This is a genomic window from Streptomyces sp. NBC_00252, assembly GCF_036187565.1.
Classification (GTDB): domain Bacteria; phylum Actinomycetota; class Actinomycetes; order Streptomycetales; family Streptomycetaceae; genus Streptomyces.
Genome location: NZ_CP108087.1, coordinates 4,264,520 through 4,287,303, shown reverse-complemented (window position 1 = coordinate 4,287,303; position 22,784 = coordinate 4,264,520). Strand labels below are relative to the sequence as shown.

Annotated in this window: 24 protein-coding genes; 18 read left to right on the top strand and 6 right to left on the bottom strand. The window is 71.4% G+C overall.

The features are described 5' to 3' along the window. The first annotated feature begins 40 nt into the window (after positions 1–40). From OHT77_RS18555 to sucD, 7 genes are all read left to right on the top strand, one after another. Positions 41–2,506, top strand: coding sequence for a DUF5682 family protein (locus OHT77_RS18555; protein ID WP_328829609.1), 2,466 nt, complete (start codon positions 41–43; stop codon positions 2,504–2,506). Further along, positions 2,503–2,652, top strand: a complete 150-nt coding sequence (locus OHT77_RS18550; RefSeq protein WP_328829608.1) for a hypothetical protein — start codon at positions 2,503–2,505, stop codon at positions 2,650–2,652. Before OHT77_RS18555 ends, OHT77_RS18550 begins: the two co-directional genes overlap by 4 nt. Further along, a complete protein-coding gene (locus OHT77_RS18545) occupies positions 2,649–3,848 on the top strand; it encodes a VWA domain-containing protein (RefSeq protein WP_328829607.1) in 1,200 nt (399 codons plus the stop codon). Before OHT77_RS18550 ends, OHT77_RS18545 begins: the two co-directional genes overlap by 4 nt. Before the next feature lie 88 nt (positions 3,849–3,936). Continuing rightward, entirely contained in the window at positions 3,937–4,881 is a 945-nt protein-coding gene (locus OHT77_RS18540) for a hypothetical protein (RefSeq protein ID WP_328829606.1), read from the top strand. A gap of 80 nt (positions 4,882–4,961) precedes the next feature. Then, entirely contained in the window at positions 4,962–5,180 is a 219-nt protein-coding gene (locus tag OHT77_RS18535; RefSeq protein ID WP_328829604.1) for a hypothetical protein, read from the top strand. 410 nt (positions 5,181–5,590) lie between these two features. Further along, entirely contained in the window at positions 5,591–6,769 is a 1,179-nt protein-coding gene (gene sucC / locus OHT77_RS18530) for an ADP-forming succinate--CoA ligase subunit beta (RefSeq protein WP_328829603.1), read from the top strand. Between the two features lie 21 nt (positions 6,770–6,790). Further along, positions 6,791–7,675 (top strand): succinate--CoA ligase subunit alpha, encoded by an 885-nt coding sequence (gene sucD, locus OHT77_RS18525; RefSeq protein WP_019066811.1) that lies wholly within the window; start codon positions 6,791–6,793, stop codon positions 7,673–7,675. 173 nt (positions 7,676–7,848) lie between these two features. On the opposite strand, the gene OHT77_RS18520 is transcribed toward sucD, so the two are convergent. Further along, on the bottom strand, positions 7,849–9,096 hold the full coding sequence (locus OHT77_RS18520; RefSeq protein ID WP_328829601.1) for a sigma factor-like helix-turn-helix DNA-binding protein: 1,248 nt from the start codon (positions 9,094–9,096) through the stop codon (positions 7,849–7,851). Between the two features lie 96 nt (positions 9,097–9,192). Between OHT77_RS18520 and OHT77_RS18515 the strand changes: the two genes are divergently transcribed. Further along, the gene (locus OHT77_RS18515) at positions 9,193–11,115 is read left to right on the top strand and encodes a cell division protein PerM (protein WP_328829599.1); all 1,923 of its coding nucleotides are present in this window, start codon (positions 9,193–9,195) and stop codon (positions 11,113–11,115) included. A 22-nt stretch (positions 11,116–11,137) separates the two neighbouring features. On the opposite strand, the gene OHT77_RS18510 is transcribed toward OHT77_RS18515, so the two are convergent. Beyond that, complete coding sequence (locus OHT77_RS18510) at positions 11,138–11,944, bottom strand: hypothetical protein (protein WP_328829598.1); 807 nt, start codon at positions 11,942–11,944, stop codon at positions 11,138–11,140. 302 nt (positions 11,945–12,246) lie between these two features. Between OHT77_RS18510 and purN the strand changes: the two genes are divergently transcribed. Next, positions 12,247–12,876, top strand: coding sequence for a phosphoribosylglycinamide formyltransferase (gene purN, locus OHT77_RS18505; RefSeq protein ID WP_328829597.1), 630 nt, complete (start codon positions 12,247–12,249; stop codon positions 12,874–12,876). Further along, positions 12,873–14,438 (top strand): bifunctional phosphoribosylaminoimidazolecarboxamide formyltransferase/IMP cyclohydrolase, encoded by a 1,566-nt coding sequence (gene purH / locus OHT77_RS18500; protein WP_328829596.1) that lies wholly within the window; start codon positions 12,873–12,875, stop codon positions 14,436–14,438. The genes purN and purH overlap by 4 nt, the downstream gene beginning before the upstream one ends. On the opposite strand, the gene OHT77_RS18495 is transcribed toward purH, so the two are convergent. Together OHT77_RS18495 and OHT77_RS18490 are read right to left on the bottom strand one after the other, a co-directional pair. Next, positions 14,410–14,823 (bottom strand): ATP-binding protein, encoded by a 414-nt coding sequence (locus tag OHT77_RS18495; RefSeq protein WP_328829595.1) that lies wholly within the window; start codon positions 14,821–14,823, stop codon positions 14,410–14,412. The two genes, purH and OHT77_RS18495, sit on opposite strands and share 29 nt — an antisense overlap. After that, positions 14,820–15,029, bottom strand: coding sequence for a hypothetical protein (locus OHT77_RS18490; RefSeq protein WP_328829594.1), 210 nt, complete (start codon positions 15,027–15,029; stop codon positions 14,820–14,822). The genes OHT77_RS18495 and OHT77_RS18490 overlap by 4 nt, the downstream gene beginning before the upstream one ends. A gap of 109 nt (positions 15,030–15,138) precedes the next feature. On the opposite strand from OHT77_RS18490, the gene OHT77_RS18485 reads away from it, so the two are divergent. From OHT77_RS18485 to OHT77_RS18475, 3 genes are read left to right on the top strand one after another with little or no spacing between them, the layout of a single operon-like run. After that, on the top strand, positions 15,139–15,990 hold the full coding sequence (locus tag OHT77_RS18485; RefSeq protein WP_328829593.1) for a helix-turn-helix domain-containing protein: 852 nt from the start codon (positions 15,139–15,141) through the stop codon (positions 15,988–15,990). After that, positions 15,971–16,174: a DUF397 domain-containing protein gene (locus OHT77_RS18480; protein ID WP_328829592.1), complete on the top strand. Its 204-nt coding sequence runs from the start codon at positions 15,971–15,973 to the stop codon at positions 16,172–16,174. The genes OHT77_RS18485 and OHT77_RS18480 overlap by 20 nt, the downstream gene beginning before the upstream one ends. A gap of 25 nt (positions 16,175–16,199) precedes the next feature. After that, the gene (locus OHT77_RS18475; RefSeq protein WP_328829591.1) at positions 16,200–16,397 is read left to right on the top strand and encodes a DUF397 domain-containing protein; all 198 of its coding nucleotides are present in this window, start codon (positions 16,200–16,202) and stop codon (positions 16,395–16,397) included. Positions 16,398–16,483: 86 nt separating this feature from the next. Here the strand turns inward: OHT77_RS18475 and OHT77_RS18470 are convergent, their stop codons facing one another. After that, the gene (locus OHT77_RS18470; protein ID WP_328829589.1) at positions 16,484–17,065 is read right to left on the bottom strand and encodes an RDD family protein; all 582 of its coding nucleotides are present in this window, start codon (positions 17,063–17,065) and stop codon (positions 16,484–16,486) included. A 244-nt stretch (positions 17,066–17,309) separates the two neighbouring features. On the opposite strand from OHT77_RS18470, the gene OHT77_RS18465 reads away from it, so the two are divergent. The 5 genes from OHT77_RS18465 (at position 17,310) to OHT77_RS18445 (ending at position 21,985) form a co-directional block, all read left to right on the top strand. Further along, the gene (locus OHT77_RS18465) at positions 17,310–18,164 is read left to right on the top strand and encodes a bifunctional methylenetetrahydrofolate dehydrogenase/methenyltetrahydrofolate cyclohydrolase (protein ID WP_328829588.1); all 855 of its coding nucleotides are present in this window, start codon (positions 17,310–17,312) and stop codon (positions 18,162–18,164) included. A gap of 85 nt (positions 18,165–18,249) precedes the next feature. After that, a complete protein-coding gene (locus OHT77_RS18460; protein ID WP_266776678.1) occupies positions 18,250–18,693 on the top strand; it encodes a DUF3017 domain-containing protein in 444 nt (147 codons plus the stop codon). A 255-nt stretch (positions 18,694–18,948) separates the two neighbouring features. Next, positions 18,949–19,410, top strand: coding sequence for a helix-turn-helix domain-containing protein (locus OHT77_RS18455; RefSeq protein ID WP_328829587.1), 462 nt, complete (start codon positions 18,949–18,951; stop codon positions 19,408–19,410). Positions 19,411–19,484: 74 nt separating this feature from the next. Beyond that, positions 19,485–20,654 (top strand): helix-turn-helix domain-containing protein, encoded by a 1,170-nt coding sequence (locus OHT77_RS18450; RefSeq protein WP_328829586.1) that lies wholly within the window; start codon positions 19,485–19,487, stop codon positions 20,652–20,654. A 341-nt stretch (positions 20,655–20,995) separates the two neighbouring features. Further along, positions 20,996–21,985, top strand: a complete 990-nt coding sequence (locus OHT77_RS18445; protein WP_033280123.1) for a malate dehydrogenase — start codon at positions 20,996–20,998, stop codon at positions 21,983–21,985. A gap of 81 nt (positions 21,986–22,066) precedes the next feature. Here the strand turns inward: OHT77_RS18445 and OHT77_RS18440 are convergent, their stop codons facing one another. Then, positions 22,067–22,756, bottom strand: a complete 690-nt coding sequence (locus OHT77_RS18440) for a siderophore-interacting protein (RefSeq protein WP_328829585.1) — start codon at positions 22,754–22,756, stop codon at positions 22,067–22,069. Positions 22,757–22,784 lie beyond the last annotated feature (28 nt).

Genomic DNA, 22,784 nt, shown 5'->3' with positions numbered 1-22,784 from the left:
GGGGACTGGCGGAGCGGGATCCGGAAGGGAGGGGGACGACGTGGCAGGGACTGAGGGGGGCCGGGGCGCCGGGCCGCTGCTGCTCGGGGTGCGGCATCACGGACCCGGTTCGGCGCGGGCCGTACGGGCGGCGCTGGCCGCGGCCCGGCCGCGGGTCGTCCTGATCGAAGGGCCGCCCGAGGCCGACGCGTTGATCCCGCTCGCCGCCGACGAGGGCATGCGGCCGCCGGTCGCGCTCCTCGCCCACGCCGTGGACGAGCCCGGCCGTTCCGCCTTCTGGCCGCTGGCCGAGTTCTCCCCGGAATGGGTCGCCATCCGCTGGGCCCTGGAACACGAGGTCCCGGCCCGCTTCATCGACCTCCCGGCCACGCACACGCTGGCGTGGGGAAAGGACGACGAGGCCGACGCCGAGGGCGAGTTGACGGGGGAGGAACAGCCGCCGGAACCGACTGCCGGGACCCCGGCCGCCGAGACTCCGAGTGCCGGGAGCCCGTCCAGCGAGTCCCCTTCGGCCTCGGACCCCGCTGACCCGGATCCCTCCACCCCGGATCCCTCCACACCGGACATCGACATCCGCGTCGACCCCCTCGCCGTCCTCGCCGAAGCCGCCGGTTACGACGACCCCGAGCGCTGGTGGGAGGACGTCGTCGAGCACCGGGGTGCGAGGGAGCGGGACGCGTTCGCGCCGTTCACCGCCCTGGAGGAGGCGATGGGGGCGCTGCGCGAGACGTACGGGGTCGGCGGGCGCGACCGGGATCTCGTGCGCGAGGCGTACATGCGGCTTCAAGTGCGGGCGGCGCAGCGGGAGTTCGAGGACGACGTGGCCGTGGTCTGCGGAGCCTGGCACGTGCCCGCGCTGCGGCAGAAGGCGTCGGTCGCCGCGGACCGCGCCCTGCTCAAGGGGCTGCCCAAGGTCAAGGCCGATCTGACCTGGGTGCCGTGGACGCACCGCCGGCTGTCGCGGGCCAGCGGGTACGGCGCGGGGATCGACTCGCCGGGCTGGTACGGCCATCTGTTCGGCGCGCCGGACCGGCCGGTCGAGCGGTGGATGACCAAGGTCGCGGGGCTGTTCCGGGAGGAGGACCGGATCGTCTCCCCGGCCCATGTCATCGAGGCCGTACGGCTGGCGGAGACCCTCGCGGTGATGCGGGGGCGGCCGTTGCCGGGGCTCGGAGAGACCACCGACGCGGTGCGCGCGGTGATGTGCGAGGGGTCGGACGTCCCGCTGTCGCTGGTGCGGGACCGGCTCGTGGTCGGGGATGTGCTGGGCGAGGTGCCGCCGGGGGCGCCCGCGGTGCCGTTGCAGCGGGACCTCGACCGCTCGCAGCGCAGGCTGCGGATGAAACCGGAGGCGCTGGAGCGGGAGTTGGAGCTCGACCTGCGCAAGGAGATCGACGCCGGACGCAGCACGCTGCTGCACCGGCTGCGGCTCCTGCGCATCGAGTGGGGCGAGCCGGCCGCGTCGCGGGGGAGCACGGGGACGTTCCGGGAGACCTGGCGGCTGCGCTGGGAGCCGGAGTTGGCGGTGCGGGTCGCCGAGGCGGGCGTGTGGGGCACCACGGTGCCGGCCGCGGCGACGGCCAAGGCGGAGGCCGACGCCGTCGGGGCGGAGAGCCTCGCCGACGTCACCGCACTCGCCGAGCGCTGCCTGCTGGCCGAACTGCCGGACGCGCTGCCGGTGGTGATGAAGGTCCTCGCCGACCGCGCGGCCCTCGACACGGACGTCGGCCATCTCGCCCAGGCGCTGCCCGCGCTGGTCCGTTCACTGCGCTACGGCGATGTTCGCGGCACCGACACCGGCGCGCTGACGGAGGTCGCGGCGGGCCTCGCCGAGCGGGTCTTCGTCGGATTGCCCCCGGCCTGCGCGGCGCTCGACGGGGACGCCGCCGAGGAGATGCGGCGGCATGTGGACGCGGTGCACGGGGCGGTGGGCCTGCTGGGCGACGCGGGCGGGTCCGGGGCGGAATCCGGTCACGGAGACCTGCGGGTCCGGTGGCGGGCGGTGCTGCGCACCCTCTCCGCGCGGGACACCGTTCCCGGTGTCATTCGCGGTCGGGCGGTCAGACTCCTGCTGGACGAAGGGGAGTTGGGGGCGGACGAGGCAGCCCGGCTGATGGGGCTCGTGCTCTCGCCCGGGACACCTCCGGCGGACGCGGCCGCGTGGATCGAGGGGTTCGTGGGCGGCGGGGGCGGGCTGCTCCTCGTGCACGACGAGCGGCTGCTCGGGCTGGTGGACGAGTGGCTGACCCGGGTGCCGGCGGAGGCGTTCACGGACGTACTGCCGTTGCTGCGGCGGACGTTCTCGTCGTACGAGCCGGGGGTGCGCCGGACGCTCGGGGAGTTGGTGCGGCGCGGGCCGGGGAAGCAGACGGGGACGACGGCGGCGGTCGCCGGGATACCCGGATTCGGCGCGGAGCCGGACGCCGGGCGCGCGGACGCGGTCGTGCCGGTGCTGCGGCTGCTGTTGGGACTGGACGACGACGAGCTTGTGGGGGTGGCGGGATGACGGACAACGGCAGGCAGGGCATCAGGAAGCCGGAGACGCCGGGTGCGGGCGAGGGCGTGCGCGGGCGGCGGGCCGAGGGCGTCCGGACGAAGGGCGTGCGGGTCGTACCGCTGTGGGAAGGGCTGCGTACGGGGGTGCGCGGATGAGTACCGGGATCACGGGGGAGGCCGAGGCGGTCGCGGGCGGCGGGGTCGCGGATCCCGGGCAGGAGCGGTTGCGGCGGTGGCGGCTGGTGCTCGGGGGCGGGGCGGCCGACGGCACCGGGTGCGAGCTGGCCGGGCAGGACGCCGCGATGGACGGGGCGCTGACCGCGCTGTACGGCAGAGGGGACAAGGGGCGGACGTCGAAGGACCGTTCGGCGGGGCTCGGGGCGTCGGCGCCGTCCGTCGCGCGCTGGCTCGGGGACATCCGGACGTACTTCCCGTCCTCCGTCGTCCAGGTCATGCAGCGTGACGCCATCGACCGGCTCGGGCTGTCCGCGCTGCTGCTCGAACCGGAGATGCTGGAGGCGGTCGAGGCCGACGTGCACCTCGTCGGCACGCTGCTCTCCCTCAACAAGGCGATGCCGGAGACCACGAAGGAGACGGCGCGGGCGGTCGTCCGCAAGGTCGTCCAGGACCTGGAGAAGCGGCTCGCCACCCGCACCCGGGCCACCCTCACCGGCGCGCTCGACCGCAGCGCCCGGATCAACCGGCCGCGCCACCAGGACATCGACTGGAACCGCACGATCGCGGCCAACCTCAAGCACTACCTCCCCGAGTACCGGACGATCGTGCCGGAGCGGCTGATCGGGTACGGGCGGGCGTCCCAGTCCGTGAAGAAGGAGGTCATCCTCTGCATCGACCAGTCCGGTTCGATGGCGGCGTCCGTCGTCTACGCCTCCGTGTTCGGGGCGGTGCTCGCGTCGATGCGGTCGATCAACACCCGGCTCGTCGTCTTCGACACGGCGGTCGTCGACCTCACCGACCAGCTCGACGACCCGGTGGACGTGCTCTTCGGGACCCAGCTCGGCGGCGGCACGGACATCAACAGGGCGCTCGCGTACTGCCAGTCGCAGATCACCCGGCCCGCCGAGACCGTCGTCGTGCTGATCAGCGACCTCTATGAAGGGGGCATCCGCAACGAGATGCTCAAGCGGGTCGCGGCGATGAAGGCGTCGGGGGTGCAGTTCGTGACGCTGCTCGCGCTGTCCGACGAGGGCGCGCCCGCCTACGACCGCGAACACGCCGCCGCGCTGGGCGCGTTGGGGGCGCCGGCCTTCGCCTGTACGCCGGATCTGTTCCCGGAGGTGATGGCGGCGGCGATCGAGAAGCGGCCACTGCCGATACCGGACACGACGTGACGAACCGTCCTGAGTCCTCGTGAAGAACTGCGTTGAGTCGTAGGGGGCTTGTGCGTCCACTGGACACGCGTGCGAGGATCGTCGCCTCATGAACTGGCCCGCCGAACTGTCCGGTGCCGCTGTGCGCGTGACGCGTACGGCGGTTGGGCGGCGTGTGCTCCAACTGACGCTGCTGGTGGGCGGGTTGTTCGCCCTCGGGTTGCTGTGCGGGGGACAGGCGCAGGCGGCGGACGGGGCCACGGGGCAGCGGCCGGTGCTTCCGGCGGTGGCTTCGCCGGCCAAGACGGTTTCGGCGGCCGAGCAGATTCCAACGGCCAAGCCGGTTCCATCAGCCAAGCAGGTTCCAACGGCCAAGCAGGTTCCGGCTTCCGTTCCTGTTCTCGCTCCCGTGCTGGCTCCGGTCGCGGACACCGTGGAGCAGGTCGTGCGGCCCGTGGCGGACGTGGTGACGAAGACGGTGACCGAGGTGGTGACCAGGACACCCTCGCTGCCCGCTCTGCCCACGCTGCCGTCGGTCCCCACGATCCCGGTCCCCACAGTGCCTACGGTGCCCTCGGTCCCCGTGATACCGGGTCAGCCCGCGTCTCCGGTGCCGACGCCTCCGGCGCACACCGCTCCCGTTCCGACGCCGGTGCCCGCACCCGTCCGGTCGACCCCGCAGTCCTCGGGCGCCGGGCAGCGTGCGGATGTGGGGCCCGCCGCGGTGACGGCAGGCGTAGGCGACCCGTACGGGCCGCGCTTCGGCACGGAAGCCGGCGATGCGGTCGGCGCCGTAGGGCATGCGGTCGTAGGTCACGCTCTGAGTTCCTCCGTCGGGCACGCGCCCGTCCGGCATCAGGCGCCCGCCGGTGATCCCGACGGGGCTCTGCGGAATCAGTCGGGTGTGGACAGCGGGGCGTCGCGGCACTGTGACGCGCAGGCGGTGACGGCGGAGTACCGGGTGGCCGTGCGGATCGTGCCCGGTGTCGTGGCGCGGGCGGACGCGGCGGAGACGCAGGACAGGTACCGGGACGTTCCCGTTTTCCCGGGTTAGGCAGGGCCCTTCCGGCAGTTGAGCTGTCCGGAACATCGCCATGTCTCCAACCCCGGAATCCCTGAGGAACCGACGCACGTATGAGCACGAACCGTCTGAGCGCGTACAGCTTCAGCGCGAACACCGACTTCACCCCCGCCGAACTCCGCCGACGTCTCGTCGACGCCCATGTCTCCGTCCCGAGGCACTCCAGGGTCAGGGCCGCCGCGGCCATCCAGGGTGCCCAGGCCGCACGCAATGTCTGCACCCAGAAGGCCGCCCCCGCCCCCGAGGCGTGCCGGGCCCGGCACTGGGAGTGACCGACTCCGTGAGGCAGTGACCCCGGACGGTCGAATGCCGTCGGTTTGTCCGGAGTACGTCTCACGGTCCGGGGCCTCGCCGGGCCAACCCCAACCCGGTGAGGCCCCCCGCAACCTCTCCCGCCCATCCCCGGGCCCCCGAACCGCACCCGAACCCCACCCGAACGACCTGCCCGTACGTCCCGCCCGCGGCACTCCGTGTCACGGAAACCGGCATCATGTGACAGGTATCACCGCTCAGGTGTGACCCTCGATTTAGGGGCCCCCTGCAAGCAGCGATAACCTGCGAGACGGACATGCCGCGCGCTCGGTCACCGTGTGCGCCTCCCTTGTGACAGCGGACGTCACGTTGCCCTTCGCGGCACGCCCACGCATCCAACGAACCGCGATATCACTGAGGACGGAAGCGCGTGGACCTGTTCGAGTATCAGGCGAGGGACCTCTTCGCCAAGCACGATGTACCGGTGCTGGCCGGTGAAGTCATCGACACGCCTGAGGCGGCCCGCGCAGCCACCGAGCGGCTCGGTGGCAAGTCCGTCGTCAAGGCCCAGGTGAAGGTCGGCGGCCGTGGCAAGGCCGGTGGCGTGAAGCTCGCCGCCACCCCGGACGAGGCAGTCGCCCGGGCGACGGACATCCTCGGCATGGACATCAAGGGCCACACGGTCCACAAGGTGATGATCGCCGAGACCGCGCCCGAGATCGTGGAGGAGTACTACGTCTCCTTCCTCCTCGACCGCACCAACCGCACCTTCCTCGCCATGGCGTCCGTCCAGGGCGGCGTGGAGATCGAGGTCGTCGCGGAGGAGAACCCCGAGGCCCTCGCGAAGGTCCCGGTCAACGCCAACGAGGGCGTGAGCATCGAGAAGGCCCGCGAGATCGTCGCGCAGGCCAAGTTCCCGGCCGACGTCGCGGAGCAGGTCGCCGCGATCCTCGTGACGCTGTGGGACACCTTCGTCAAGGAGGACGCCCTCCTGGTCGAGGTCAACCCGCTCGCGAAGGTCGCCGACGGCCGCGTCATCGCGCTCGACGGCAAGGTCTCCCTCGACGAGAACGCCGAGTTCCGCCAGCCGGAGCACGCCGCGCTCGAGGACAAGGACTCGGCGAACCCGCTCGAGGCGGCCGCCAAGGCCAAGAACCTCAACTACGTCAAGCTCGACGGCGAGGTCGGCATCATCGGCAACGGCGCGGGTCTCGTCATGAGCACCCTCGACGTCGTCGCGTACGCCGGTGAGAACCACGGTGGCGTGAAGCCGGCCAACTTCCTCGACATCGGCGGCGGCGCGTCCGCGGCCGTGATGGCGAACGGCCTGGAGATCATCCTCGGCGACCCGGACGTCAAGTCCGTGTTCGTCAACGTCTTCGGCGGCATCACCGCGTGCGACGAGGTCGCCAACGGCATCGTCCAGGCGCTGCAGCTGCTCGCGGACAAGGGCGAGGAAGTCACCAAGCCCCTCGTCGTCCGCCTCGACGGCAACAACGCCGAGCTGGGTCGCAAGATCCTCTCCGACGCCAACCACCCGCTGGTCCAGCGCGTGGACACCATGGACGGCGCGGCCGACAAGGCCGCCGAGCTCGCGGCTGCGAAGTAAGGGACGAGGGACAAAACAGCCATGGCTATCTTCCTCACCAAGGACAGCAAGGTCATCGTCCAGGGCATGACCGGCTCCACGGGCATGAAGCACACCAAGCTCATGCTGGCCGACGGCACGAACATCGTCGGTGGCGTGAACCCCCGCAAGGCGGGCACGTCCGTCGACGTCGACGGCACCGAGATCCCGGTCTTCGGCACGGTCGCCGAGGCGATCGAGAAGACGGGCGCGAACGTGTCCGTCCTCTTCGTACCGCCGGCCTTCTCCAAGGCCGCGGTCGTCGAGGCGATCGACGCCGAGATCCCGCTCGCGGTCGTCATCACCGAGGGCATCGCCGTCCACGACTCGGCCGCGTTCTACGCGTACGCCGTGGCCAAGGGCAACAAGACCCGGATCATCGGCCCGAACTGCCCCGGTCTCATCACCCCGGGTCAGTCGAACGCCGGCATCATCCCGGGCGACATCACCAAGCCGGGTCGTATCGGCCTGGTCTCGAAGTCCGGCACGCTGACGTACCAGATGATGTACGAGCTGCGTGACATCGGCTTCTCGTCCGCCGTCGGTATCGGTGGCGACCCGGTCATCGGCACCACCCACATCGACGCGCTCGCCGCGTTCGAGGCCGACCCCGACACCGACCTCATCGTCATGATCGGTGAGATCGGTGGCGACGCGGAGGAGCGGGCGGCGGACTTCATCGCGAAGAACGTGACGAAGCCGGTCGTCGGTTACGTCGCGGGCTTCACCGCGCCCGAGGGCAAGACGATGGGCCACGCCGGTGCCATCGTCTCCGGTTCCTCCGGTACGGCTGCCGCGAAGAAGGAGGCCCTTGAGGCCGCCGGCGTCAAGGTCGGCAAGACCCCGACCGAGACGGCGAAGCTGGCCCGCGAAATCCTGGCCGGCTGACCCACCCCGCCCCACGTTGATGGGCCCGCTCCGCGAGTTGGAGCGGGCCCATTCGCGTCATGGGGTGCCGGGTTCGGTTGTCGAGCGGCTGCGGGCCCGTCGTGGCCGGTCGCGCAGTTCCCCGCGCCCCTTAAAGACAGCCCCGTTTGAGCCGACCTGCTCTTAAGGCACACCTACCGACTCAACGGTGCCAGCCTCTCCGGACCGCTCGTCATCCCGTTCCGCAACCGGTCCCGGAGGGCGATCTCCTCCTCCGACAGAGATCCCTGTACTACCCGAGCCGGCACCCCCTCCACCCGTTCCCCGACGGGAACCGGCGCCTCGTAACGCGTGGGCGCGACCCGGAGCGTGAAGGTGGTCGCCCCGATGATCGCGACGGTGAAGGCAATCGCGGCCCGGGTCCAGAACACGGTCCGCCGTTCCCCCACGAACCGCACGGTCGGCGGCTTGGCGGCATGCAACCGCCCCGTGGAGGCAAGCTCGGTCATCCGCCGACGCAGCTCACCCGGGTCGGACAGATCAGGCAACTGCGCCGCGATCGCCTCCCGCGCATGAAGCAACCGGTTGGCCGCCGCGGGCGTACTCGCCTCGGTCTCCGCCGCCGTCTCCGCAAGCCCGAGCCCGACCCCGTCGTAGAGAAGCAGCGTGCGGCGGTACGACGGCGGAAGGTTCAGGAGGGCGGTCAGCAGCGCGCGGTCGGACGTGTCGGGCGGCGGCGGCTCGGGGTGGCGGTATCGAGGGCGGAACCGGTGCCACGGGGAGAGGGCGTACTCGTAGGCCACCGACCGCACCCAGCCGGCCGGGTCCCGGTCGACCGCGACCTCGGGCCACCGCTGCCAGGCGGTCTGGAAGGCCCGCTCGACGGACTCGCGCGCCAACTCCCGCCGCCCGGTGAGCAGATAGGCCTGCCGTACGAGGGCGGGCGCACAGAACGCGTAGAGCGCGTCGAAGGCCTGAGCGGGCGTCAGGGACGCGCGCGCCGGCACCTCGATCGGCACGGGGACGAGGACGGGTTCGGGGTCGGACGCGGGGTCGGGTGCGGGTGCGGGGACGGGTTCGAGTACGGCGGTGTCGTCCACCGTGACCACCTCGTCAACCGTCACCCCCTCATCCACCGTGACCACCTCGACCGGCACCACCACCTCGGCCGGCACCCCCGCTTCGGACACCTCCACCTCGGGTGCCCGCAGCGCCACCGGCGCCTCCGTCACCGCCTTCTCTTCACCCAGGCTGGTGAGCAATTTCGCGTACGCCTCCCGTTTCCGGCCGCGTGGTGTCGTGCGGCCGGTCTCCCACGACCGCACGGTCTCGCGGCTGACGCCCACCCGCTCGGCGACCTGAGCCTGTGTCAGCGAGCCCGCCTCGCGCAGGCGTCGGCGTTCCTTGGGCGGAGGGAGGGGGGTTGCAGGGCTCTGCGTCACCGGACGCCCCTTCGTACGAAAAAGTACATAAACGTATATTGAGCGACACTTCCGAGTTTCGCCTGTTACGACGAGAAAGCGCGTGTCGTTGGGAGCATGGCGGGCGTGATGCCGATGACCCACCGCCGAGCGCTGTTGTCGCCCCTGCTCACCCGGATGCGCGACCGATCCCCCGGACTGGCCGCCAGCCTGTTGGGTGGCGCGGTCGCGGCGGGGCTCGGGCTCGGCTCGTGCGCGGTGCTCGTGATGGTGCTGTGGATCAGCTCGCCCTACCCCGACAGCGGACCCGGCGGCGCCCTGCACGTGGCCGCCGCCCTGTGGCTCCTCGCGCACGGCGTCGAACTGGTCCGCACCGACACCCTCTCCGGCGTCCCCGCACCGGTCGGCGTGACCCCGCTCCTGCTCCTCGCCCTGCCGCTGTGGCTGCTGCACCGGGCCGCACGGCACGCGGTGCTGGGCGGGGAGACCGAGGAGGACGACCCCGAGGGTCCGCCCCTGATCGCCGCCCGCACGGCCTGGACCGGCGTCGCCGTCGGCTACCTCGCCGTGGGCACCGCAGCCGCCCTCTACGCGTCCGGCGGCGAACTCTCCCCGTCCTGGAGCTGGACCGCGGTCTGCCTGCCGCTGCTCGCGGCGGGCGCGGCCGGTTCGGGTGTGTGGTCGGCGTACGGGCGCCCGCGTGAGCCCGTGCTGAGCGTGCTGATCCTGCTGCCGGCGGGGCTACGGCGGCTCGTCCTCGGCCCGGAGGCCCGCGAGTCCCGGGCCCGCATCGGCACCGCGGTGCGCGCCGCGGGACTCGGCACGTCCGTCCTCGTCGGCGGTGGCGCGCTGCTGCTCGGGACGTCCCTGATCTGGCACGGCGGTGCCGCCCGGACCTCGTTCCTCCAGCTGACGGAGGGCCTGTCGGGCCGCTTCGCCGTCCTGCTGCTCTGCCTCGCCCTGATCCCGAACGCGGCGGTGTGGTCCGCGTCCTACGGCCTCGGCCCCGGCTTCGCGCTGGGAGTGCACCACACCGTCGCCCCCCTCGCCTCGGCCCCGGCCCCCCTCCTCCCGCCCTTCCCCCTCCTCGCGGCGGTCCCGGACGCGGGCACCGGAACCCCGCTGAACTGGCTCGCCGGGCTGGTGCCGGTGGCCGCCGGGGTGATGGCGGGCTGGTTCGTGGCACGGGTCGCGGTGGGCGGCACGGCGAGTCAACGGGCCCACGGTGCAAGCGAGTTGACGGAGGAACAGCAGCGCCGGGCGATCGGCGCCGGGCTCCGGCAGCAGCCCACGCAGGCCCCCTCGGCGAAGTCCTCCTCGGCGCAGGCCCCCTGGGCGCGCGGCCGTACCGCGGCCACCGCCCTGCTCGCCGCCGCGCTCTGTGCCGTGGTCCTGGCGCTGCTCGCGGAGTTGTCCGGCGGACCGCTCGGGGGTGCGGCGCTGGCACGGTTCGGGCCGGTGTGGTGGCAGACCGGGGGAGCGGCGCTGGTGTGGATCGCGGCGGTGGCCGTGCCGACGGCGGTGGGACTGCGGGCGCGGCGGCTGCGGGAACGCCGGGTGCCCGCGCCGACGATCGGGAAGCCGCGGGAGGGAGGAGCCAAGGTCACCCCGACGCCGGTGTCCGCGCCCGCCTCGCCCGTCTCCCCTGCCTCGCCCGCCTCGCTCGCCTCGCCCCTCTCCGTACCCGTGCCGGTGTCCGCCGGTGCCGACTCGGAGCGCTGGTTCCGGAAGCCGTTCACGGTCGCCCGGGGCTGGTTCGCGCGCAAGCCGAAGGCGGAGCAGCCGCTGCCGGTCCCGGTGCCCGCGCAGGCGCCCGTCGACCAGCCGTACATCGCCTACGACCACGACCCCACGTTCGACCCGTACGACTTCCTGCCCGTCGACGTGCCGTCGGAGCCGGCACCCACGCCCTGGTACGACGACGCCTCCCGCGAGGCCCGTTGGGCGGCCCTGCGGGAGGCGTCCACGTCACCGGAGTCCTCGGATCACACCGAACCCTCTGACCCCACGGACGAGCCGGAACCGCCGGCGGCGAACTGACCGGCGCCGCCCGTGAGTCGGGTCAGTTGCTGGTGCCCAGGATTCCCCGCAGGTCCTTCGGCAGCAGCTGGTTGCAGGACTGCTTGGCCTGGTTCGTGAGGGCGTCGTTCGTGCAGGTGTAGAAGTCCTTGTAGGCCAGCTGCGCGACGAACATCGCGGCGACCAGGGCGATCGCCAGGGACGCGGTGACCAGGCCGCTGACCGCGGCAGTCGTCTGCGGGCGGGCCTGCGACTCGGGCACCGCGGGGGTGTCGGGGTCGCCGGTGCGGGGCTTGGCGCGCAGGGCGCTGCCGCCCCAGTAGAGAGCGAGCGCACCGAGCAGCAAGGCCACGTACGGCCAGCTGAAGAGGGCGAAGAAGAAGGCCCACATGCCGCTCAGCAGCGCGTACCGCGCGCGGCGCTGTGCCGGGTCCGTCGGGTCCCAGCGCATGCCTCCCTGGCCGGGGCCGCCGGGTCCCTCGGGACCGCCCTGGTTGCCCGGTCCGCCCTGCCTGCCGGGCCGGTCGCCGAAGCCGCCCTGGGAACGCCCGGGCTGCTGGTCGCTCCACTGACTGCCCCACGGCGAATGCCCGCCGTCGCCCTGCGGGGCGTCACCACCCTCACCGCCCTCGGGCCGCCGCGGCTGCCACGGCCGGTCGGGGGTGCCCTCGGGCGGCGCCGCGAACGGATTGTCGTCCGAGGAGCCTGAGGAGCCCGAAGAACCGGACGAGCCGGACGAGCCGGTGGAACCAGAGTCACCCGAGGGCGCGTCGGGCGGTGAGGAGGGCCGCTCCCTGAGCAGTACCGACTGCGGCGGGAACGTGAGAAGTCGCAGACTGCGGTCCGGCATCAAATGAGCGTCTTCCCCTTGGTGGATACGTCTCCGGCATGAACTGTCACTTCATGAGCTGACACTTCGTGAACGCGTCGCACGAGGGCGGCGTTCCCGAACCCGCTCGCCCCAGACGCTACCTTCCGGCCACGCCCCCGTCCCGTGGGGGCTGTCCGGTGTGCCGGTATCGTTGCTGACGGTCGGCCGCTTCGTAGACTTCCCCGTATCCCGGGGCGCGAAGCATTCGTATGAACGCACGAGACATACGGATGCACCAGCCGGCCGCACAAGACGACGCTCCCCCGAGAAAGGGCCCCGCCGTGGCCGCCAAGCCCGTGGCCAAGCGCCTCGTCGTGCTGGTCTCCGGATCCGGTACGAATCTGCAGGCGCTCCTCGACGCCATCGAGACCGCAGGCACCGAGGCGTACGGCGCCGAGATCGTGGCCGTGGGGGCGGACCGTGAGGGCATCGAGGGCCTCGCCCGTGCCGAGCGGGCCGGGCTGCCCGTCTTCGTCCGCAAGGTGAAGGACTTCGGGACGCGCGAGGAGTGGGACGCGGCGCTCGCCGAGGCCACCGCCGCGTACGAGCCGGACCTGATCGTGTCGGCGGGGTTCATGAAGATCGTGGGCAAGGAGTTCCTGGCCCGCTTCGGCGGCCGGGTCGTGAACACGCATCCCGCCCTGCTGCCCAGTTTTCCGGGAGCCCATGGCGTACGGGACGCGCTCGCGTACGGCGCCCGGGTCACCGGCTGCACCGTCCACTTCGTCGACGACGGCGTCGACACCGGGCCGATCATCGCTCAGGGCGTGGTCGAGATCCGGGACGAGGACGACGAGAGCGCTCTGCACGAGCGCATCAAGGAAGTCGAGCGCACGCTGCTCGTCGATGTCGTGGGGCGGCTCGCCCGCAACGGCTATCGCATTGAGGGACGAAAGGTAGTTATCCAGTGACCGCCGAGAGCAACAAGCGAGCCATCCGTCGCGCGCTGGTCAGTGTCTACGACAAGACCGGCCTGGAGGAGCTGGCCCGCGGCCTGCACGAGGCGGGCGTGGAGCTCGTCTCCACGGGCTCCACCGCCGCCCGTATCGCCGCGTCCGGTGTCCCCGTCACCAAGGTCGAGGAGCTGACCGGCTTCCCCGAGTGTCTGGACGGCCGGGTCAAGACCCTGCACCCCAAGGTGCACGCCGGCATCCTCGCCGACCTGCGTCTGGAGAGCCACCGTCAGCAGCTCGACGAGCTGGGTGTGGCCCCCTTCGACCTGGTGGTCGTCAACCTGTACCCGTTCCGGGAGACGGTCGCGTCGGGCGCGTCCGCCGACGAGTGCGTCGAGCAGATCGACATCGGCGGCCCGTCGATGGTCCGCGCCGCCGCCAAGAACCACCCGTCGGTCGCGGTCGTCACCAGCCCCGCGCGCTACGCCGACGTCCTGAACGCCGTACAGAACGGCGGCTTCGACCTCACCACCCGCAAGCGGCTCGCGGCGGAGGCGTTCCAGCACACGGCGTCGTACGACGTGGCGGTGGCGAGCTGGTTCGCGAGCGAGTACGCCCCGGTCGACGACTCGCAGTTCCCGGACTTCCTGGGTGCCACCTGGGAGCGCGAGAACACCCTGCGCTACGGCGAGAACCCGCACCAGCCCGCAGCCCTCTACGTCGACGGCAGCGGCGGCGGCCTGGCGCAGGCCGAGCAGTTGCACGGCAAGGAGATGTCGTACAACAACTACACGGACACGGATGCCGCCCGCCGTGCCGCGTACGACCACGACGAGCCCTGTGTCGCGATCATCAAGCACGCCAACCCCTGCGGTATCGCGATCGGTTCGGATGTCGCCGAGGCCCACCGCAAGGCGCACGAGTGCGACCCGCTGTCGGCGTTCGGCGGTGTGATCGCGGTCAACCGTCCGGTGACGAAGGAGCTGGCCGAGCAGGTCGCGCCGATCTTCACCGAGGTCATCGTCGCGCCCGACTACGAGGACGGCGCGCTGGAGGCCCTGGCCAAGAAGAAGAACATCCGGGTGCTGAAGGCGCCGGGCGGCCCGGCGAACGCCGTGGAGCTCAAGGCGATCGACGGGGGCGCGCTGCTCCAGGTGACCGACCGCCTCCAGGCCGACGGCGACGACCCGGCCAACTGGACGCTGGCGACGGGCGAGGCGCTGTCCGCGTCCGAGCTGGCCGAGCTCGCCTTCGCCTGGAAGGCCTGCCGGGCCGTGAAGTCCAACGCGATCCTGCTGGCCAAGGACGGCGCCTCGGTCGGCGTCGGTATGGGCCAGGTCAACCGCGTCGACTCCGCGAAGCTGGCGGTCGAGCGGGCGGGGGCCGAGCGGGCGCAGGGTTCGTACGCGGCCTCGGACGCGTTCTTCCCCTTCCCGGACGGGCTTGAGGTCCTGCTCGACGCGGGCGTCAAGGCCGTTGTCCAGCCCGGCGGTTCGCTCCGCGACGAGCTGAGCGTCGAGGCGGCGAAGAAGGCGGGCGTCACGATGTACTTCACGGGGACGCGGCACTTCTTCCACTGAGGTCCGACGGGCGGTGTGGATGCGGGCTCTCCAGCTCGCACCACACCGTCTTGCCCTCCGACCCCTGCGTCACGCCCCACCGCAGGGCGACGGCGTCGAGCAGCAGCAGCCCGCGCCCGTTCTCGTCGTCCGGCCCGGCATCCCGTACGACGAGCCAGGCGTACGGCTCCGGGTCGGTGACGGAGACGCGGGTACGGCCGGGGGCGTGGGTCACCGTGAGGGTGACCGGGGTGCCCTCGCCCAGGTGTTTGATCACGTTGGTCAGTAACTCGCTGACACAGAGCTGGACTTCGGGACACGGGACGCCGAGGTGTTCCCGTACGGCACGACGGGCCTCCGGTACCGCCTTGGCGGCGGCGAGGAGTTCGAGGCGGAGCGAGGTCACCGGCCGGCCGCCTTGCGGAGTGCGGCGGTGAGGGCCCTGGCGGTGTCCAGGTTGCAGTTGCCGAGTTCGACGAGCGGGGCGCGGTAGGTCTGGACGACCGAGGGCAGGTCGACACCGAGGGACGGCAGGATGATCCCGTGCGCCGCCAACGCGGCCTGTAGCTCCGCGACTTGGGTGTTGGCCTCGTGGGACCGGGGACTGATCATGGCCGTACGCCTCTCTCTGTGACGAATCACTCACAGAGTGACGCGAAGTCTCGTACCGTGACAGTGGTTTGGGTTGCACCCGGGAACTGGCAAAAGGCGGTGGTGAGTTGTGCCCCCACGCAAGGACACCGACGCGTCGGCGAATGTCCCTTCCTTCTACGGCGCGGAGTTGCGCTTCAAGAGGGAGGCGGCGGGCCTCACGCTCGAACAGCTGGCGGAGGGAAGCTTTCGGGGCGTCCCGTTTCTGAGTCTCATCGAACGGGGTGAGCGACGAATGCCGTTGGATCTCGCCCAGCACGTCGACAAGCGGCTCGGTACGGACGGCTTTTTCGAGCGACGCTGTGAAGACGCCCGGAAGGCGAAGCAGTCGGGGCACGCGGAGTACTTCGCGGATGTGGCGGAGATGGAGACACACGCGGAGACGATCGAGGAGTGGGCGCCGATGCTGGTGCCTGGGCTGCTTCAAACGGCGTCTTATGCGAGGGCGATCGTACGCGCGGCCATGCCCCGAGCCTTCGATGCGGAGGTCGAGGAGCTGGTGTCCGCCCGGATCAAGCGGGCGGAGCTTTTCGATTCGGAGATTCCGCCAAAGTTCTGGGCGATCTTCGACGAGTCGCTGATCCGTCGTCGGGTGCTACCCAACGAACAGATGGCTGAGCTGCTGGAACACATCGCGCAGGTGGCCAGGGGCACGCGCTCCATTTTGCAGATCGTCCCGGAAACTGCCTCCGCTCACGCATTCATGATGGGCATGACCAAGTTCATGACCTTCGTGGACGCACCTCCGGTGGTGTACGTCGAGAGTCTGCACAGCGGCCAGTTGATCGACTATCCGGCGCTCGTGAAGGACTACCGGCAGTCGTACGATCTGCTCAGGGCCGTCGCACTGTCACCTGAGGCGTCCCTGTCGATGATCGAGACTGCGGCAGAGGACTATCGAAATGGCAAGCCACAAGACTGACTTGAGCTCCGCGCGTTGGCGCAAGAGCAGCTATAGCAATGGCACCGGCGGTGACTGCGTCGAGGTCCATGACGACCTCCCTGGTGTCGTCCCTGTGCGGGACTCCAAGGTCTCGGATGGCCCGGCGCTGCTCATTGCCGCTTCTGCCTGGGCGTCCTTCGTCGACTGGGCCGGTACTGCATAGCCTTCTACGTCGGAGGTACACAGAAATGGCAACCACAGGGCCTGACTTAAGTACCGCGATGTGGCGCAAGAGCAGCTACAGCAACGGCACCGGCGGTGAATGCGTCGAGGTCCGCGACGGCCTCCCCGGCCTCGTCCCCGTCCGGGACTCCAAAGTTCCCCACGGCCCCGCTCTCCTCATCCCCGCCCCCGCCTGGACCCCCTTCATCGACGCCCTGAAGTAGCGGAGCGGTAACGCGAAAAAACCCCGGGGCCGCATCACCACCTGGTGACACGGCCCCGGAGGGCACCGCGGCGAACCCGCGAGCTGCTACTGCGTGCGGATCACGATCGAGCCGCAGACCTTGTCCGCGAACGTCTGGCGCTTCGCGTCCCACGCCGGCCACAGCCAGCCCAGGTAGCACGCTATGGAGTCGAGGAAGTGGGCGAGGCGGCGGACGAATGCCATGCCGACGCCGAGGGGCTGGCCGTCGCTCTCGCGGACCAGGCGGATGCCCAGCGCCTTCTTGCCGACGGTCTGGCCGGTCTTGCCTTCCTGGATCAGCTGCCAGATGGCGATGCCGATGATGATGATCGCGCCGATCGCGAGCAGCACGCCCTTGCCCTGGCTGACGATGATCAGGATGTACGGCACCAGGAAGATGAGCCCGTCGACCAGCGTGCCCAGGAACCGCTGACCCCAGTTCGCGTACGACGGGGCCGCGCCGTAACCGGCCTGCGGGTAACCGGGGTAACCCGGCTGCTGCTGCGGGTAGCCGTAGCCCTGCTGCGGCGGGACGCCCTGGGGCGCGCCCTGCGGGTAGCCGTAGCCGGGCTGGCCCTGCGGCTGGCCGTAGCCCTGCTGGGGGTTCTGCTGTGGCTGCCCGTAGGGGTTGTTCGGGTCATAGCTCATGGCGGGTTTTCCTCCGTTGGCAATGCGGGGACGATGCGGATTGCGCGGAGGTACGTCACGAGATGAGCGGCTTGCCCCCCAACACCTACCGCAGTACTGCGGCGTTCATCGTTCTATTCGGGGCGAGTTTTTGTCCAGCGGCATTCCATAGGTGTTGTGTAAGTGCAACATCAGTGATCATGGCGATACACCCGGGGTGTACCCGGATTGGAACCCGGAGGGCGTCATCCGCGAGGATGGGTCCATGACCGCCCAGATTCTCGATGGCAAGGCCACCGCAGCCGCGATCAAGTCCGACCTGACCGCCCGCGTGGCGGCGCTGAAGGAGAAGGGCGTCACGCCCGGCCTCGGCACGATCCTGGTCGGGGACGACCCCGGCAGCCAGAAGTACGTCGCGGGCAAGCACCGGGACTGCGCCCAGGTGGGCATCGCGTCCATCCAGCGTGAACTGCCCGCCACCGCCACGCAGGACGAGATCGAGGCGGTGGTGAAGGAGCTGAACGAGGACCCGGCCTGCACCGGCTACATCGTCCAACTCCCGCTCCCCAAGGGCATCGACGAGAACCGCATCCTCGAACTGATGGACCCGGACAAGGACGCCGACGGCCTCCACCCGATGAACCTCGGCCGCCTCGTCCTCAACGAGCCGGCCCCGCTGCCCTGCACCCCGAACGGCGTCCTGACCCTGCTGCGCCGCTACGGCGTGGAGATCAAGGGCGCCGAGGTCGTGGTCGTGGGCCGCGGTGTCACCATCGGCCGCCCCATGCCCCTCCTCCTCACCCGGCGCAGCGAGAACGCCACCGTGACCCAGTGCCACACCGGCACCCGCGACCTCTCCTCGCACCTCAAGCGCGCCGACATCATCGTGGCCGCCGCCGGTTCCGCCCACCTGATCCGCCCTGAGGACGTGAAGCCGGGCGCCGCCGTCCTCGACGTCGGTGTCTCCCGCAACGCCGACGGCAAGATCGTGGGCGACGTCCACCCGGGCGTCGCCGAGGTCGCCGGGTTCATCTCCCCGAACCCCGGCGGAGTCGGCCCGATGACCCGCGCCCAGCTGCTCGTCAACGTGGTCGAGGCGGCGGAGCGCAGTGTCGCCTGACAGCAACCCCGGCAAGACCGAGGGCACCCAGGACACCCAGGACAAGGACACCGAGGCCACCGAGGTCGCCGAGGGCCCGGACGAGATCGAGGTCACGGATCCGGTCAGCGCGCCCGACGCCCAGGGCAGGGCGCGCCGCGTCACCCGCCGCTTCCCCCTCTTCACCCGGGACACCGCCCGCCCCGAGGGCGGCGGCCGGGCCGCTCCGCGTGACGCCCCGGCCCCGGCCCGCCAGTGGCCGATCCTCGCGGTCCTCGGCACGGTCGGCCTCGGCCTCCTGCTCACGGCCTTCGACGTCTTCCGCTACGGCATCCTGCTGATCGGCGCCGCCCTGCTGGCCGGTGCCGTCCTGCGCTGGGTCATGCCGGACGTCGGCATGCTCGCCGTGCGCTCCCGCTTCACCGACATCGTCACCTACGCCATCCTCGGCCTGGCGATCGTCCTGCTGGCGCTGATGGCACAGCCGAAACCGTGGCTGACGATCCCGTACCTCAAGGACACGCTGCACTACACGGTCAACAGCAACTAGCGCACGGCGCACGGCGGTTCACGACACACGACGGCGGCTCGTCCCCTCCCCCGAGCAAGGACGCGCCGCCGTCTGCATGCAGCCTGTCGCCCTGTCGCCGCCCTGTTCAACGGCTGTCGGCGCGCTGTGGCAGGGGGGTGACCGTTTCGCTACGTGGCACGCACCGCGCGGCGACGAGGGAACCGTTCCCCTTCCGGTGTCGTCATTTCGCTCGGAGCGGGCGCAACGGGACACGGGGGACACCGGGGAGGTGCGATGGGCGGCTGGCAGCCGCTGCCGGACGAACTGCCGGCGGAGGTACGGCACTTCGTGGAGCAGCTGCGCCTCCTCAAGGACCGCACCGGGCTCAGCCTGGTCGCGCTCGGCGCGCGCACCGCGTACAGCAAGTCGTCCTGGCACCGCTATCTCAACGCCACCCAGCCCCCGCCCCGGCAGGCCGTGCTCGCCCTGTGCCGGGTGGCCGGGGTCGACCCCGAACGCATCGGAGTGCGCTGGGAGTTGGCGGTCCAGGCCTGGCCCCGGCCGGTGCCGGTCCCCGAACGGGCGGACGGCGGGGACGAGTACCGGGACGACCCGACCCTTCCCTGGTGGGACACCCCTCCCGAGGAGCCGGAGCAACGGCCCGGCGGACGGCTGCTCCGGTACACGCTGGTGCTGTTGCTTCTCCTGCTCCTCACTGCTGTCGTGGGGGTCGCGGCCCTTGTGTCGATGTATTGACAAGTTTGAGGATATGCAGCGAAGCCGACACACAACCGCGTTGGCGTGGGCAATTCAGGGCAGAGGGGGAAGCAATGCCTCGTTGGAGGGCCTTGCCGGGTGAACTCGATCCGCAGGTCAGGGAGTTCGCGGGCCAGTTGCGCAGACTCGTGGACCGCAGCGGCCTGAGCATCGCGGCGCTGGCCGACCGCACGGGCTACGGCAAGACGTCCTGGGACCGCTATCTCAACGGTCGGCTGCTCGCGCCCAAGGGTGCGGTCATCGCCCTCGCCGAGGTCACCGGCACCAGCCCCGTCCATCTGACCACGATGTGGGAGCTGGCCGAGCGTGCCTGGAGCCGCTCCGAGCTGCGGCACGACTCGACCATGGAGGCACTCCGGATCTCCCAGGCGCGGGCGGCGCTGGGCGAGGCCGGTGCGGCCCCGGCGGCGCCCGCGAAGGGCGGCAGGGTGTTCCGCAAGGGGGGCGGCAGCGTCACCGCGACCCCGGGGATCGCGGGTCCGGCGGGGGTGTCACCCACGGTGCCGCCGCGGCCGGTGGCGCCCGACAGCGACGTACGGGAAGCTCCTTCGAAGGGTGTGCCGGAGGGGCCCGCGAAGGTCGCCAACTCGTGGGGGATCGCCGGGTATCCGGGGCCGACACGGCCCGGTGGCCCGGCGCCCGTGGCGAGGCCCGAGCCCGAGACGGCGGTGCCCGACAGCGAGCCCGTGCGGCCCGCGCCGCCCGAGGGCATGGGCGGGGCCAAGCGGCGGGCACTGATGTTCGGCGCCGGGGTCCTGGGGGCGCTCGTCGTGATCGGGGCCGTGTTCCTGTTCACCGGCGGCAACGGCGGCGACGACAAGAAGGCCGGGGCCGCGCACACCTCGGCCCCGGCGTCCACCGGCCCGAGTCCCGAGCTGCCGGCCGGGGTGAAGTGCGTGGGTGACGGCTGCACCGGCAAGGACGCCGAGGCGATGGGCTGCACCACGGAGGCGGGCGCGGTGACGACCGCGCGGACCGCGACCGTCGGCACCACCGTCGTCGAGGTCCGCTACAGCAAGACCTGCGGCGCCGCCTGGGGCCGTGTCACCACGGGGGTCGCGGGGGACTCCGTGCAGGTCAGCGCGGGCACCGTCAAGGAGACCGACACCATCACGGCGGCCGACGACGCCATCGCGTACACCCCGATGGTGGCCGTGAAGGACGCCGGTGAGGCGAAGGCGTGCGTGACGCTGGCGTCGGGGCAGAAGGGGTGCACCGCCTAGGCCGTAAGTGTGGGGATTCGGTGTACGTACGGAATGGCCGTCCCGGTTTCGGGCAGGCGGACAGTACCCCCACGGGATTCCGGACCCCGGGTTCCCCCCACGGCGGTCGTCCGGTGTTTCCTCTCCCGAGCCGGACGGCCGCCTTTTGTGTGCCCCGGTCCGCGTTTCCCATGCGCCGGACCCGGCTCTGTGGGGTGGGCCACACGGACCCGGGAGTCCGGGATCGCGGATGCGCGATAGCCTGACCGGTGGATCTCTTGACGCCAAGAGATCGATCATTTGTACGTCCCGCACCCCGGGGCAGTGCCGCCCCACCGCCAGCTGTCATAACGGAGAACGCCATGACCCGCACTCCCGTGAACGTCACCGTCACCGGCGCGGCCGGCCAGATCGGTTACGCCCTGCTCTTCCGCATCGCCTCCGGCCAGCTGCTCGGCGCGGACGTGCCGGTCAAGCTGCGTCTCCTCGAGATCACCCCGGCGCTCAAGGCCGCCGAGGGCACCGCGATGGAGCTCGACGACTGCGCCTTCCCGCTCCTCCAGGGCATCGACATCACGGACGACCCGAACGTCGCCTTCGCCGGCGCCAACGTCGCCCTCCTCGTCGGCGCCCGCCCCCGCACCAAGGGCATGGAGCGCGGCGACCTGCTCTCCGCGAACGGCGGCATCTTCAAGCCGCAGGGCAAGGCCATCAACGACAACGCCGCGGACGACATCAAGGTCCTCGTCGTCGGCAACCCGGCCAACACCAACGCGCTCATCGCGCAGGCCGCGGCCCCGGACGTACCGGCCGACCGCTTCACCGCGATGACCCGCCTCGACCACAACCGCGCGCTGACCCAGCTCGCGAAGAAGACGGGCACCACGGTCGCCGACATCAAGCGGCTGACCATCTGGGGCAACCACTCCGCCACCCAGTACCCCGACATCTTCCACGCCACGGTCGCCGGCAAGAACGCCGCCGAGACCGTGAACGACGAGCAGTGGCTCGCCGACGACTTCATCCCGACCGTCGCCAAGCGCGGCGCCGCGATCATCGAGGCCCGCGGCGCGTCCTCGGCGGCCTCCGCCGCGAACGCCGCCATCGACCACGTCCACACGTGGGTCAACGGCACGGCGGACGGCGACTGGACCTCGATGGGCATCCCGTCGGACGGCTCCTACGGCGTCCCCGAGGGCCTCATCTCGTCCTTCCCGGTCACCACGAAGGACGGCGTCTACGAGATCGTCCAGGGCCTGGACATCAACGAGTTCTCCCGCGCCCGCATCGACGCGTCGGTGAAGGAGCTGGAGGAGGAGCGCGAGGCGGTCCGCTCCCTCGGCCTCATCTGAGCCACTCCTGTTGGTGGTTGAGGGCCCAGCCACGGGTTCTCGTGGGCCTCGCCCCGGTTTCGACCGGCGCGGGGCCCCTTGCTATTCCATGCCCCGCTTTCCCGGCGCCCAGAACGGCTTCGTCAGCACGGACCGCCGGTCCCAGCCCAACTCCCGTACCAGCACCTGCCGGACCTGCTGGACGGTACGGGCCTCCCCGGCGACGTACGCGATCCCGCCCGGCTCCGGCGCGAGGTGCTGTACGGCGTCCGGGAGTGAAGTGCCGCCCCTCGTCAGCCAGTCGAGGCGCTCGGAGTGCGCCATCGGCAGCCGGTCCTCCGCCGTCTCCGTCTCCACGCAGCCGGAGACCCGCGCCCCCTCGGGCAGCGCGTCCAGCATCGCGGCGAACGCGACGGACGCCGTCTCCTCGCCGACGAAGACATGGTGGGTGGCGTCCGGGCGGAGCGTGAAGGTGCCCTCGGGCTTCCGCAGCCGCACCTGCTCGCCGACGCCGACGCTCTTCCCCCAGCGCGCCCCGGGTCCCCCCTCCGAGTGGTCCAGCACGCACAACTCGACGGCGCCGGACGGGTCGTGGCGCCACACCGAGTACGTCCGCAGGGTCAGACCGGTGACCAGGACGCGGACCTGCTGGCCGGGGCGGACGTCGAGGCCGGTCAGGGCGTCGCCCTCGATGCGCAGTCGGCGCATGCGGGCGGTGATCTGCTCGGCCGCGGTGACGGTGGCGCGGAGGGTGACCAGGTCGAGGACGGGGTTCAGGAGGGCGGTGGGCACGGGTGGCTCCTCAACTGGGCGGTGCGTA

Bases quoted from the DNA above. Each gene is read 5' to 3' on its own strand.
- OHT77_RS18445 (WP_033280123.1), top strand. From the start codon at position 20,996: ATGACCCGCACTCCCGTGAACGTCACCGTCACCGGCGCGGCCGGCCAG.
- sucD (WP_019066811.1), top strand. From the start codon at position 6,791: ATGGCTATCTTCCTCACCAAGGACAGCAAGGTCATCGTCCAGGGCATG.
- OHT77_RS18510 (WP_328829598.1), bottom strand. From the start codon at position 11,944: ATGCCGGACCGCAGTCTGCGACTTCTCACGTTCCCGCCGCAGTCGGTA.
- OHT77_RS18550 (WP_328829608.1), top strand. From the start codon at position 2,503: ATGACGGACAACGGCAGGCAGGGCATCAGGAAGCCGGAGACGCCGGGT.
- OHT77_RS18480 (WP_328829592.1), top strand. From the start codon at position 15,971: ATGGCAAGCCACAAGACTGACTTGAGCTCCGCGCGTTGGCGCAAGAGC.
- OHT77_RS18490 (WP_328829594.1), bottom strand. From the start codon at position 15,029: ATGATCAGTCCCCGGTCCCACGAGGCCAACACCCAAGTCGCGGAGCTA.
- OHT77_RS18450 (WP_328829586.1), top strand. From the start codon at position 19,485: ATGCCTCGTTGGAGGGCCTTGCCGGGTGAACTCGATCCGCAGGTCAGG.
- OHT77_RS18535 (WP_328829604.1), top strand. From the start codon at position 4,962: ATGAGCACGAACCGTCTGAGCGCGTACAGCTTCAGCGCGAACACCGAC.
- OHT77_RS18475 (WP_328829591.1), top strand. From the start codon at position 16,200: ATGGCAACCACAGGGCCTGACTTAAGTACCGCGATGTGGCGCAAGAGC.
- OHT77_RS18470 (WP_328829589.1), bottom strand. From the start codon at position 17,065: ATGAGCTATGACCCGAACAACCCCTACGGGCAGCCACAGCAGAACCCC.
- OHT77_RS18455 (WP_328829587.1), top strand. From the start codon at position 18,949: ATGGGCGGCTGGCAGCCGCTGCCGGACGAACTGCCGGCGGAGGTACGG.
- OHT77_RS18465 (WP_328829588.1), top strand. From the start codon at position 17,310: ATGACCGCCCAGATTCTCGATGGCAAGGCCACCGCAGCCGCGATCAAG.
- OHT77_RS18545 (WP_328829607.1), top strand. From the start codon at position 2,649: ATGAGTACCGGGATCACGGGGGAGGCCGAGGCGGTCGCGGGCGGCGGG.
- OHT77_RS18540 (WP_328829606.1), top strand. From the start codon at position 3,937: ATGAACTGGCCCGCCGAACTGTCCGGTGCCGCTGTGCGCGTGACGCGT.
- OHT77_RS18515 (WP_328829599.1), top strand. From the start codon at position 9,193: ATGGCGGGCGTGATGCCGATGACCCACCGCCGAGCGCTGTTGTCGCCC.